The organism is Leifsonia poae (assembly GCF_020009625.1).
Classification (GTDB): Bacteria; Actinomycetota; Actinomycetes; order Actinomycetales; family Microbacteriaceae; genus Leifsonia; species Leifsonia poae_A.
The window spans coordinates 86,471-97,922 of the sequence record NZ_JAIHLP010000001.1 but is presented as its reverse complement, the minus strand read 5'-3'; the positions used below and the strand labels follow the sequence as shown (position 1 = coordinate 97,922).

The 11,452-nt window shown below is 62.8% G+C and carries 17 protein-coding genes; 6 read left to right on the top strand and 11 right to left on the bottom strand.

The window, feature by feature from the left end; genetic code table 11:
- Positions 1-166: 166 nt before the first annotated feature.
- The 5 genes from K5L49_RS00640 to K5L49_RS00620 all read right to left on the bottom strand — a co-directional run bounded on the left by K5L49_RS00640 (position 167) and on the right by K5L49_RS00620 (position 2,559).
- Positions 167-853: a phage antirepressor KilAC domain-containing protein gene (locus K5L49_RS00640; protein ID WP_223690127.1), complete on the bottom strand. Its 687-nt coding sequence runs from the start codon at positions 851-853 to the stop codon at positions 167-169.
- Positions 850-1,272 (bottom strand): DUF7432 family protein, encoded by a 423-nt coding sequence (locus K5L49_RS00635; protein ID WP_223690072.1) that lies wholly within the window; start codon positions 1,270-1,272, stop codon positions 850-852. Before K5L49_RS00635 ends, K5L49_RS00640 begins: the two co-directional genes overlap by 4 nt.
- A gap of 59 nt (positions 1,273-1,331) precedes the next feature.
- The gene (locus tag K5L49_RS00630) at positions 1,332-1,514 is read right to left on the bottom strand and encodes a helix-turn-helix domain-containing protein (protein ID WP_223690071.1); all 183 of its coding nucleotides are present in this window, start codon (positions 1,512-1,514) and stop codon (positions 1,332-1,334) included.
- 17 nt (positions 1,515-1,531) lie between these two features.
- Positions 1,532-2,272 (bottom strand): phage regulatory protein/antirepressor Ant, encoded by a 741-nt coding sequence (locus K5L49_RS00625; protein WP_223690070.1) that lies wholly within the window; start codon positions 2,270-2,272, stop codon positions 1,532-1,534.
- A gap of 65 nt (positions 2,273-2,337) precedes the next feature.
- Positions 2,338-2,559 (bottom strand): helix-turn-helix domain-containing protein, encoded by a 222-nt coding sequence (locus K5L49_RS00620; RefSeq protein ID WP_223690069.1) that lies wholly within the window; start codon positions 2,557-2,559, stop codon positions 2,338-2,340.
- A gap of 96 nt (positions 2,560-2,655) precedes the next feature.
- Here K5L49_RS00620 and K5L49_RS00615 point away from each other — a divergent pair, with 96 nt between their 5' ends.
- The 6 genes from K5L49_RS00615 to K5L49_RS00590 all read left to right on the top strand — a co-directional run bounded on the left by K5L49_RS00615 (position 2,656) and on the right by K5L49_RS00590 (position 6,644).
- The gene (locus K5L49_RS00615) at positions 2,656-3,159 is read left to right on the top strand and encodes a helix-turn-helix domain-containing protein (protein WP_223690068.1); all 504 of its coding nucleotides are present in this window, start codon (positions 2,656-2,658) and stop codon (positions 3,157-3,159) included.
- Between the two features lie 247 nt (positions 3,160-3,406).
- On the top strand, positions 3,407-3,601 hold the full coding sequence (locus K5L49_RS00610) for a hypothetical protein (RefSeq protein WP_223690126.1): 195 nt from the start codon (positions 3,407-3,409) through the stop codon (positions 3,599-3,601).
- An 11-nt stretch (positions 3,602-3,612) separates the two neighbouring features.
- Positions 3,613-4,749 carry a tyrosine-type recombinase/integrase gene (locus K5L49_RS00605; RefSeq protein WP_223690066.1) on the top strand — a complete coding sequence of 379 codons (1,137 nt, stop codon included), beginning with the start codon at positions 3,613-3,615 and terminating at the stop codon, positions 4,747-4,749.
- 361 nt (positions 4,750-5,110) lie between these two features.
- Positions 5,111-5,455 carry a hypothetical protein gene (locus tag K5L49_RS00600; RefSeq protein ID WP_223690125.1) on the top strand — a complete coding sequence of 115 codons (345 nt, stop codon included), beginning with the start codon at positions 5,111-5,113 and terminating at the stop codon, positions 5,453-5,455.
- Between the two features lie 423 nt (positions 5,456-5,878).
- On the top strand, positions 5,879-6,376 hold the full coding sequence (locus K5L49_RS00595; protein WP_223690124.1) for a hypothetical protein: 498 nt from the start codon (positions 5,879-5,881) through the stop codon (positions 6,374-6,376).
- Between the two features lie 130 nt (positions 6,377-6,506).
- The gene (locus K5L49_RS00590; protein ID WP_223690123.1) at positions 6,507-6,644 is read left to right on the top strand and encodes a hypothetical protein; all 138 of its coding nucleotides are present in this window, start codon (positions 6,507-6,509) and stop codon (positions 6,642-6,644) included.
- Here K5L49_RS00590 and K5L49_RS00585 read toward each other — a convergent pair.
- The 6 genes from K5L49_RS00585 to K5L49_RS00560 all read right to left on the bottom strand — a co-directional run bounded on the left by K5L49_RS00585 (position 6,641) and on the right by K5L49_RS00560 (position 11,446).
- Entirely contained in the window at positions 6,641-8,197 is a 1,557-nt protein-coding gene (locus K5L49_RS00585; RefSeq protein ID WP_223690122.1) for a hypothetical protein, read from the bottom strand. The genes K5L49_RS00590 and K5L49_RS00585 overlap by 4 nt on opposite strands.
- A 2-nt stretch (positions 8,198-8,199) precedes the next feature.
- Positions 8,200-9,084, bottom strand: a complete 885-nt coding sequence (locus tag K5L49_RS00580; RefSeq protein WP_223690121.1) for a collagen-like protein — start codon at positions 9,082-9,084, stop codon at positions 8,200-8,202.
- Positions 9,085-9,114: 30 nt separating this feature from the next.
- Complete coding sequence (locus tag K5L49_RS00575) at positions 9,115-9,528, bottom strand: hypothetical protein (RefSeq protein WP_223690120.1); 414 nt, start codon at positions 9,526-9,528, stop codon at positions 9,115-9,117.
- Positions 9,525-9,989, bottom strand: coding sequence for a hypothetical protein (locus K5L49_RS00570; RefSeq protein WP_223690119.1), 465 nt, complete (start codon positions 9,987-9,989; stop codon positions 9,525-9,527). Before K5L49_RS00570 ends, K5L49_RS00575 begins: the two co-directional genes overlap by 4 nt.
- Before the next feature lie 31 nt (positions 9,990-10,020).
- Entirely contained in the window at positions 10,021-10,785 is a 765-nt protein-coding gene (locus K5L49_RS00565; protein WP_223690118.1) for a M23 family metallopeptidase, read from the bottom strand.
- A gap of 82 nt (positions 10,786-10,867) precedes the next feature.
- Complete coding sequence (locus K5L49_RS00560; protein WP_223690117.1) at positions 10,868-11,446, bottom strand: hypothetical protein; 579 nt, start codon at positions 11,444-11,446, stop codon at positions 10,868-10,870.
- Positions 11,447-11,452: the final 6 nt, after the last annotated feature.

Below are 11,452 nucleotides of genomic sequence, written 5' to 3'. Positions count from 1 at the left end.
CGGCGGCGGGATCGGGATGATGAACGACTTCCGGTGGTTGAGGGGCAGCACCACCGCGGCATGACGGCTCACGACGGCACCACCTGAATGGCGCCGTTGCCGCCACCGAGCCGCCGCCGCAGTTGCTCGACACCCTTGAGCGTCACCCGCACCTGAGGCGGGTCAACTACGCGCGCTCCGGTGCCCGGTGGTAGTGGAACTGCGGCTTGATCGAGAGGAACCCCTTCTCCACCCGGTCTGCTTTCGCCTGCCATGCCGCGCCAGCACGGAAAGTCCAACCAATGTCCGCCAGCCGGGAAAACAACCGCTGCGGACCCATGTTCGAGATGCCTGCGTGGGCGAGCATCTTCGCCGCCTCACCGACCGAGTAGTCACCCTCAGCCGAAGCGATCGCATCCCACGCGATCGCACGCGGCGTGAGCTCGGCGTTCTGCTGCGCGAGTTCGACGTTCTGCTCTTCACGCTGCACCAACGCTTTCAGCGCGGACAGGTAGTCGGTGGGGAGCGCGAGATCGTCGGCCGGGTGACCGTACGATCCAGTTCTCCTGATCTCGGGAAGAACCGTGCCTGTGAGCCAATGGCGGAATCTGACCGCTTCCGGCTTGTCCGATCTGATGACCGCTTCGTACATGCCCGACTCGTTGACGATGGTCACGTTCGGGTTGCCGCGATTACCCTCTGTCAGGCGGAGGGTATCCGTTGTGGTCGGGTCGAGCCTCGCCGCGACGTTGGACGGATTCGAGATCCCGAGGTAGTTGCACAGGTCAGCAAGTACGAACCATGTCTCACCGTTGATGGTGAGGGTGCGTACTTCCACCCCCTCGAACGCGAACGGGACAATGTCGGCGCTCATGCGGACACCCGCTCGTGCTGCGCGTCGTGCTGTTCCCAATCGATGGGCTCGCGACCCTCGCGCCTAGCCCACGCGTTGACCGAATAGCGCTTCCACGATTCGATGACTTTCTCCTCCGCCTCCTCATACCAGGCTTTGGACACATCCCACGAAGACTGGGCCGAACGGAGCCTGGCCGTCTTCTCTTCCTCCGCGAGCGCGACGGTCGCTTTGATTTCGCCGTCCTCGGTGAGGTCGAACTCCGCCGACGCGCGAAGTGCTTCGAGAAGCGCGAGGAATGCGTGGCCCACCGCGATGTCACGCATGAGGAACTGCGAGTCAGCCTTGATGAATTCGTGCGGCGCAACGGTGTAGTCGTCGAGGTCGGCGAAGGTGCTCGGCCGACCTCCCGACGTCTTGGGTACAATTGCTTCGGGCATTACTGGTGCCTTTCTCTTGATTCGCCTCGGTTGCCCCCGAGGCGTTTCCTTTTGTTCGCCTAAGCCGCACGACGTCCGTGCGCCATGTCGTGGTCCAGCTCGGACTGGACGTACCGGACGAGCCGGCCAATTCGGTGGAAGCGCAGCGGGCTCGATCCCGCCTCCTTGGCTTCCTTTTGCCGCCACGCACGCAAGGTGTTGACGGGGATATTGCAGTGCTCGGATGCCTCAAACTCGGTCATCCAAACCACTCCCCCGCTCATGCGGAGTACCTGTTCACGAAGTACGCCTGCCCCTTGCCCGTGACCTTCGGGGTCTTGTTCACGGTCACGTGACCATCGGAGTGGGTTACAGCGGTCTCCTTGATCTCGAACAGGCCGAGTTCCATCGCACGCTGCGTCGGCATGTTCCAGTCGGAGCCTGCTCGACGGATCAGGTATCCGTCCTCGCGGAGCCGTTCGAACAGTCGGTTCTGACCGAGTTCGATGCCGTTGCCGCGAAGCACTTTCGCCAACTCGCCGACAAGGACTGTGGTCTTGGACGTTGCGACCGCATCTGCGAATAGCACCTTCGGTGCGTCAAGCGCTGCCTTGGCTTCGAGGGCCTCGTTGGCTTCGATCTGGGAAGCCAGTTCGCGGAGTGCTTCGGCCCGCGTCTGCGGAAGCGCCATCCCGTGGCGTGCGAGCTCATAGAATGCCTTCACCAGCGCCTTCTTGAAGGCCTTTACGGGGCCAATGTTCCGCATGAACGTCATAAGAAGCGTCGCCTGGGACTCGGATAGTAGCGCTATCCGCGTCCCCTTCGCGAAACCGCCTTGTGGAAGACGCGCACCCTCTCGGATTTCAAATCGGAGTGGGCCGAAATCCTCGAAATCGGCTCGGTTGCCGTCGATCGTGCGGAGCACGGAGGCGTGCTCTATGCCCGTCCCGTCCGCGATGATCTGCGAGGTGGTGGTTAGCTCACCGTCGTTCATGGCGACGAGACTGGTGCCGGCTGTCATTGCTGTTCCTCTCTTTTCTAGGCGCGACAAATAGCGCCCCTGATGGGCGTCCGCGCGCTCAGCGGCTAGGCGAATACGGGTGGCGTGAACTGTTTTGGGGCCACGCCGAGCGCATCGGCGAGCATCAGTAGTTCCGTGAAGCTGAACTCGGACTTCGCAGCCAATTTGCGGTTGAGGGTCGGATATGGAATGCCCGTCTCATCAGAGACGGAACGCTTGGAACGCCCCGCATCGGCAATTGCGTCTCGCACTGCCCTGGCGCTCCACTCGATGACCGGATTGTTCATATGAGCAATCTAATTACTCATCGCGGCAAGTGTCAAGTTCAATCGTTTATCGCTTTGAACACTTGAATTGTCCAAAATGAGTGATAGTGTGTCGATATGAACATCCGACAGAGGGCCGAGATTTTCACGCGATTTGTGGGGCTCGAGTTGAAGGGGAAGATCACAGCCATGGGCTTTACAGCCTCGGCCGTAGCCGAAGCGATCAATCGCTCTCCCGCCGCTTTCAACCGGTGGCTCAACGGGAAGACCGAGATTCCGCTTTCCGTCGTCTGTGAGGCGTGCGAAGTAATCGACATTGATCCGCAGGTGATAGTCGAAACCGCATATAGCCGCCTCGCTGTCGAACTAGGCGAACGCGACGGGTCAACCTACCCCGAAGATGACCGCCTTCCCATGATTCCACCCGCCTCTGGAAGGGCGGTTCCAAAGCTCACGCCGATCCTGGATGTCGCACCCTCCCCCGATACTGAGAGTTCTCTCACGGATGACGATCTCATCGGTGAGGATTGGGATGTGACACACGAGGACGTGACCAAAAAGGACGTCGACCTGGTGGCGAAGAAAGGGCGAAAGAAGGCCGACCAGCCTCACGCGGAGTAGATGGAGGATGCGGTGAAGGTTTTGCTCCGGAGGGCGGCGGAGATGGGGGTCAGGGTGCACGGAGTCCATCTCGACGATGGCGGCCTGGGGTACTACTCCCCAGCGAGGGGCGCATCTACTTCGACCTGTCGCTCACCCCCGACGAGCGCCGCTGCACGATCGCCCACGAACTCGGCACGCCCACCACGGCCACACCTGCGACTCGCTCACCGCCGAACGCCAGGCCGATACGTTCGCTGCGGAGCTCTTGATCGACCCGGCCGAGTACGCCGCCCTCGAACAGGTCAGCACTGACCGGTTCTACATCGCCGACGAGCTCGGCATCACCATCGACTTGCTCGACCACTACCGGACGCATTGCCTGCAACGGCTCGGCGCCCGCACGTACAGCACGCGCCCACTTGGACGATTTACGAACACGCTCGCGCGAGCGCTCTCCTGAGAGGATTCGGTATGGCTAGACCACCACTGGTACTCGAGACGTGGGGATCGATTCGGCGAACCACGATCGACGGCCAACCGATCGCATACGCGTATTTCCGCGACGCAAGCGGGAGGCGTCGACAGATGCAGCGCAACGGAAGAACCGAAGCGAATGCGGAGCAGAACCTCATCAAGGCGCTCAAATCTAAGCTCGCGGAGGGGACCGACGCTGACCTCCTCTCCCCCACTTCGTCGGTTAGCGAGCTCGCTGATAAGTGGCTTGAAGAACTGCGACTCAAGAAGACCGTCGCAGGGACATTCAACACGTACAGGAACTCGATTCAGTCGAGAATCAAGCCGGGAATCGGAAGCTTGCGGCTGAACGAGGCATCAGTGCCTCGGGTTGATCGATTCATCAAGTCCATGCTCGCTACGCCGGCAATCGCCCGGACCGCGCGGACGGTCATGCTTCAGATGTTTGCCCTGGCCGTGAGGCAAGGAGCGATCGGCAAGAACCCCGTGACAGAGACGATGCCCGTGCCGGCGGTCAAGAATGTTGTCAAGGTCATCGCCATCAATCACATCCACCGGATGCGAGAGCTTTTCGCGGCGTACGACGAAACCCACACATCGGAACTGTCTGAGATATCGATGCTCATCATGTCCACCGGAGCGAGGACCGGCGAAGGCTTGGCGCCACGATGGGAGCAAGATGTTGCCCTGGATCGAGGGCTGTTGCGAATCTGCGGCACGCTCTCCACCGACCCGGATACCGGCAAGCTCTTCCGCCAAGATCACCCCAAATCGGAGGCTGGACAGCGCGGACTGATGCTCCCGGCAACAGCAGTTCAGATGCTCACCGAGCGTCGTATCAACGCTCACTTTGAGATGGTCTTCCCGTCAAGCACTGGGACGTACCGATGGCCGGCGAATACACGTCGGCATTGGCGCGAGGCTCTGAAAGGGTCCCCGTACGTCGGCAAGACTCCCCGGGATTTCCGCAAGGCAATTGCCACCCATCTGGACCAGACCCTGGGCATTAAGGCGGCTCAATCGCAGCTGGGGCACGAGTCCGAAGAGATCACGACGACGTACTACTTGGAGCGGGCTGAACAGGTCTCAGACTTCGCAGAAGTCATTGAGACGATGTTTCAAAGTAATGGGTAAATACTGGATTCGCGATTCGCCTCGACTCGGTAGCCAACGAAAAAGGCCCGGAATCCGCTAGATTCCGGGCCTTGATTGTGCACCCCCCGGGACTTGAACCCGGAACCCACTGTTCCAGAGCCGCGCTAACGCGGAGTGGCATCGATTCATGTCTAGTAGTGAATTACCGGGGATGAACTCCCCCACCACTCTCCCAATTGGTGACTACTGGTGAGGATTTGTGACCCAAAGTACCGAGTAAATACTGGATCGTGATGAATCCACGCTTGGTGACAGGCATGTCGCTGTCGGCGTCCCGTCGTAGACTCGTCCCCGCAGCGGGCCGGTGCTGCTCCCCACCCCTTGGAGAGGAGTATCCGTCGTGCCCGCAGAGTGGAGACCGTCCAGCGAAGCCACCCCGGTTGAGTGGGCGATGACAGCGGTCGGTGGTCTGCAACCGTATGCGATCATCCGCCGTCTCGTCGTCGGTGACGGGAAGACCCGCGAGGAATGGTTCCGAGTCGTGACCGCCGCGCCGCGATCCGAGGACCGGGTACTCATCGGGTATTGGCGCACCCTCGATGATGCTGCGTCCGCTGCGCGTGACTTCAGTATCGCCCTCGCGGATTGGCAGCGGCATATCGCTGGCACGGGCCGACAGGACACGACACCGGAACCTGCGCCAGCCGAGCTGCTGCGCTTCTACCGGGCCCAGAAGAGGGCGTAGAACCACGAAAAAGCCCCGGCCCTGCTACTCCGAAGAGCGGCAAGGCCAGGGCTCTTGTCATTGACAAGTTTTATGATAGTATTGTCATCGACAACTAAATAGAGAGGAGGTACCCCCGATCGACAAGCGAATCAAACCGCTTATCGAATCGCTGGAAGAACAGGGTTGGCGGATCGTCCCCACCAAAAAGGGATGGATGTGTTATCCACCGAACAAAACCCTGACGGCCGTTCTGATTCATGGAACACCGTCCGACCACAGATGGTATGCAAATACCCTCTCGCTGCTGAGACAGCGCGGATACAACCAGTAAGCGGATGAGGTTGGGGGGAAAGTCACTTGACAGGGCGGCTTTCCCCTCAACCTAACACAACATCCCTTTGGGAGTACCCCTCAACTTCACCCATCAGAGAGGACAAAGCAATGACTAGTTGGCAGGCCAGTGTGTCGTTCGTGAGCGCAACTACGTTCACGGAAGATGCGGCCTTCGACACCATTGACGCGCTGACCAACCACGGGGCGGCGATGAGTGTTGAGCACGACCTCACCGGAGGAACTGTCGTCCTCTCGGTAGAGGCCGCGACGCCTCTCGACGCAGCCACGGAAGCATCCCGTCTCGTCACGACCACGGCCGAATCGACACTCGGTTCGATCAACGTGACCAGGCTGGAAGTACTTTCCGAAGCAGCAGTCGACGCAGAACTCGAACGGCCTCTGTTTCCGGAGGTTGTCGGCTATGCGGAGATTGCAGATATGGCTGGTGTCTCTCGTCAGCGTGCACGGCAGTTCGCTTCCATCAACGGATTCCCGAGTCCGGTCATTGAGACCGCTCAGGGCCCGTTGATGGGACGGCATGCTGTGGAGCGTTGGCTTGAAACCCGCAACACCAGTGGTGGACGCCCGAGAAAGGCAGCCGTCTAAGAACCGAACATCCCAACCTCATCCGCAATGAGAACTGACCCCCGGGGACTTACCCACCCTGGGGGTTTCTCTTTGGCAGGCAATGACGGTAGCTCACCGTATCGTTGGCGGTGTGAAGGTCAGGTTGCGGGTGCAGAGACAGGGTTCAGACCCGGTCGAGCTCGGTGACGAGATCGTGGTCGAATGTGCTGACTACGTCGCGGGCATCGCCGAAGCGAGACGACGAATCCCTGCCGGGTTCATCATCAACGCGATCCTCGTCGACTAGGGGCGCGGGACGCAGTCCCGGACGTTCGCGACCATGAGGCCGCGCGCGCCCAGGCCGAGCATCCTGTCGCGTTGGGCGGTGTTCGGGATGATGTGGTGGATGCACCGCGAAGCGCCGGCGGCCGTAACGCCTGCCGTGATTGTCGCGTCGGATGACTGGTAATCGAGGCCGACGTAGTCCCACTGCGCCTGCTTGGCCGTGAAGCTCGCCATGTCAGTGTCGAAGAAGTACCCCCAGGCGATGAGCCCGGTTGAGCTGGGCGAGCGTGTGCCCGCCCCGGACTGTTTCCAGATGATGCGGGCAGCCCCACCGTGCGCGTCGATCCATGCGCGCAACCGCACCTGATTCGCGTAGGTTTTGTCCTCGATCACGAGGATGACGCCCGGGTAGAGGGCGTCGACCTCGTCGAGGGTGAGCAACGGCTCCGACGGTTGGCCGGGCACATCCGTGAATGCGGCGGTCTGCGTGTAGGTACGGATCTGCGTGTCGGTGAGGGACACGATTGGGAGGGTGGTGCCGCCCGGGACACCGAGGACCATGCGGTCCAGGTAGGCGTCGTGGGAGCACCAGAACGTGCCTGGCGTGGTGCCGCCGTCGGGTGACGCGGACACGTGGACGCTCACTTCGAGCGCGTCGACCTGCCAGTACACGGCGGCCTCGCGGGCAGCGCGGGCGGAGAACTCAACCCAGTTGCGGGACCCGAACCGGTGCGCCCATCTGATCCACGAGGAGCTTGCGAGCATTTGGGAGACGGTCTGGTTTCTCGGAACGTAGCCGACCCCGGTGACGGGCTTCTCGGTCGCGCCGTCCCAGATGGTGACGGTCGCTGGGCGTTCGGTGGTACCGTCCCAGATCGACCAGGCGAACCCGGGGTCGGGCAGCGGGTTGAGGGCGAACCCCATGACCGCGGCGCCGGTGGCTGCACCTGTCCAGGTGACGGTCTGGCTGCCGGATGCGCCGGCGTCGACGGGCTTCGTCCACACCTTCAACGCGGTGCGGGTAACGGTCGTGTCGCCCGGGGTGGCAAGGTCGAGAACGCTCGTGACCGTGCCGTCGGTGACGGTCGCCGTCGCCGGGTTCGGGGAGGTGACCTGATTCGTTGCCGCGAGCACCAGCAACGAGTTGTTGCGGGCGACCGTGAACGACGGCATGACCCGGGCCAGGCCGGAGGTGGTGGACTTCGCCGGGAACCCGCCGATGGGCGCGGCAAGGTCGACGTACCGCACGACCTGGATGCCGCCGAGGATGCGAGCTGTTCCGGGGAAGGTGAACGTCCACGACGCTGGCAGCGCGGCGAGCACACCGGCGGTGTCGACCTTGAGGATGAACAGGCCGGTGCCGCGCTGGTCGGCGTCGTTGACCACGAACGGGGTGCCCTCGCGTGTCCACCCGGACGGGATGGTCCAGTCGGACGGCGGCTGGTTCGAGTTCGACGCCTCCACCATGAGGAGATCGCCGACCTGGATACCGGAGGGCCGCGCCAGCACGATGTTGTTCGCGCTGGTCGCTGCCGCCGTCGCACCAATGGTGACGATTGCGGGACGGATGCTCATGTCTACCCTCGCGCGATCAGGCCCGGAGGCGTACCACCTGGCACCGGATCAGACGGGCCGAGAAGAGTCACAGCGATGTTGGTCACGCTCCCCAGCCCGGCCGCCGCCTTCACGGCCGCCGCGGTCGACGCCGTGATGAGCGTGCGCCCGATCACGGTGGAGTCGGTGATCGCCGCCGCGGTGATGGTGCCGGCCGCGCCAGTCGGCCCCTGATCACCCGTGGGCCCCTTGTCCCCGGCCGGACCCTTGTCGCCCGTTGCACCCTTCGTACCGGCATCACCAACCGGGCCCCGACCACCGATCGGACCTTTGTCTCCGACCGGGCCAGCATCGCCCGTGGCACCCTTGGTACCGAGATCGCCGGTGGCACCCTTCGTTCCGATCGGTCCCTGGTCGCCGACTGGACCTTTGTCCCCGGGGAAACCTTGCGGGCCGCGGTCCCCATCCGGGCCCTTGTCACCGGTAGGACCCTTATCGCCCGGCCCACCCGGCCCGCCGCCCTCGATAGCGTCGACCTGCGCTTGCAGAGTCCGTAGAGCCACCCACCACGCATCCGTGGCCGGAGTCGGTGCGAGCGTGCTCGGGTTGACGGTGAAGTCGGTGAGGAGCTCGGTGAGAGTGGTGTCCGTGTTCGGGTACCCGGCCACGTAGGTCGTGCGGAACCCGCGCAGAGACGACGACACCACGACCGCGTTGCCGGGAGGCGTCTGCGGAACACTCGTGCTGGCGTTACCCGCCTCGTCGAGGGTGACCGTCCATGTGTCGGTCGAGGTCACACGCGTCTCGCCGACAGCGACCTGCGCGAACCGGAACATGAACCGATCACCCTCGGCCGGGGTGAGGCCGGCCTGGGCGAGATCGTCGGCGCCGATGGTCACCTGGGGCATGAGTCCTCCTCGTTCAAGTCGCTGGGTGGATTACGCGTTACCGGAAGCCAGCCGCCCAGCCGCGAACTGTTCGTCCGCGGACTTCTGCTCCGGCGTCTTGTCCGCATGCGCAGCGAGGACCGCGTCCGTGACCGACTGGGGAACAGTGGTGACCACGTACGAACCGTCAACATTCAGTGCCGCCTCGCGAGGTGCGGACCCGGCACCGAGCCCAGTCAGCCACGCGTTCACGCCCGGGATCGCCATGACCCGGGTGAGGACACCCTGGATCGCGACGAGAGCGGCGACGGTGGCGAGGAGCCACTGCACCGGCCACTGGTCGGCGAGGACACCCGCAATGACGACGAGAGTCGGGATCGCGGCGATGATGCCGGACAGGACGGTGCGGATGACGCGCTGGTTCGGGAACCAGATGGCGCCGGAGACGGCGGTGTGTTTACTCATGATTCTCCTTGCTGGGTGGGGTTGTCACGGAGGTGCTCGATTGCAGACCGCGGGTGGGTGTCGTCGAATTCACGGCGAAGGTTGGCAGTGTCTTTGCGCAGTTCGGCGTCGCTGGTGATCAGGGAACGTGTCGTCTCCTCGAGAATCCCGACCCGGTCGAACAGTCCCCTCACACCGAGCTCGATACGGTCGGTGGAGTCCTTGATCGACGACCCGTTGTTGTTGTGGGTCTCGTGGTGGATCTCGGCGATCTTCTGGTCCTGCTCGCTGAGCGTGTTCTTCGTCTGCTCCATGAACGCCGGGAGCGCAGACAAGATGTCGGTGAGTTTGATCGCGGCTCGGAGACCGGGCCACGACTTCCGCAGAATCCAGATCAGGAAAACGATGATCGCAATCCAGATCACGACCTGAGCGAGAGTGACATCCCCCGCCCAGTCGATGAACCATCCGGGCAGATTCATCTAGGACCCCCTCTCAGGGTTGAGAGAGGGATCAGCCGGCGATGGCTTTGATGTTCACCGGGCACTTGGCGATGATGTTGCGCCAGCGCAGGTCGTCGACGATCTGCGGGGTCGCGGCGTCACCGTTCGCGATCTCCAGATACCCGTTCTTCACGAGCGAGTCGACCTCCGACTGACCGGAAAGGATCTCGTACCGGCCCGACAGGATCGACGCAGCCATGAACTGGCCGGTGGCGCTGTTCTTGTACAGGCGCATCCGGGACTCCCGCCGCACATACTCGGCAAGCCGGTTGGTTTCGGCGGTGACGTGCGCTTTGATCTCCGCCACTTCTGCTGCAGACAATTCGTCCTCCTTGTTCGATCCGCCCCCACCGTGAGAGTCGGTGATGTTGACGTACTTCTGAAAATCGACGTTCACCCCGTGCAGATACAGGGACACGTGGCAGTGCGGGCCGTAATAGCGGTCTGAGCCGAACCCGGACGCACCCGACAGGGCAATCTGCTGCCCCTGGGTCACCGTCTGGCCTGCGGTCACGTCGATCCGGGACAGGTGCAGGTACTGGGTTTCGTCGCCATCGGGATGGGTGATGTACACCAGCCGTCCGCCGCTGCCGCCCATCGTCGAATCGGCGACGCGGATCACCCCAGCTTTCGCGGCGACGACAACCGACCCGTACGCGCAGGCGTAGTCCATGCCCGGATTCACGCTCGGCGGTGTGCGGTCCTTGTGGCCCTGCCATGTGCCGTCCTGATCGGACGCAGTGTGCGCGTAGGTGGGGTAAATGTACTCGGGCATCGGCTCGCGCTTCCTCACATGCGAAAGGCCCCGCACTTGCAGGGCCGGAGAGTGTTCGAACGGGCAGAGGCTAAGCGTCTGCCTACTGATCAGCCGGGAAGCTGATGCACACGTTTGTGTACGTTCCGTTGGCAGTGGTGACGAAGGTCATCCTGCCGTCAGGTGTGACCGAGATGCCGACGAGGACACCACCGGAGCCAATACCCCACTTGAGGACTGTTGTGCCCGGTAGCCCGGCAGGCAGGGTGGTGAAGAGCGTGGACGACGCGATCGTTCCCGACTTCATCATGATCGACACATGGGTCTGACCATTCATAACCCGGTATCGGGGCGGCCCGTACGCGGACGATCCGTAATCGACCCACGACGAGACGAGGGTCAACGGCAACCACCCGGTGTCCTTCAGCTGGAGCACCCACGCACCAGCGATCCTCTTGTACGTGCACCCGTCTGTGGTGTCGGACCAATATAGGCCGTCCCACACGGCTTTCCCGGAGGGGCCGGGCACGACGTTCGCGTTGCGTTGCGCGGTGGTTCCGACGATGTGGTTCCCGACAGTCGCCGCGTAGTCCGCGACAGATGAGGGGTCGACGTCGATCGCTGGTGCACCAACGGCATCGAACTGCGGTTGACCTTTCGTGCCGTATCTGTCTGCGGACATCGGGGC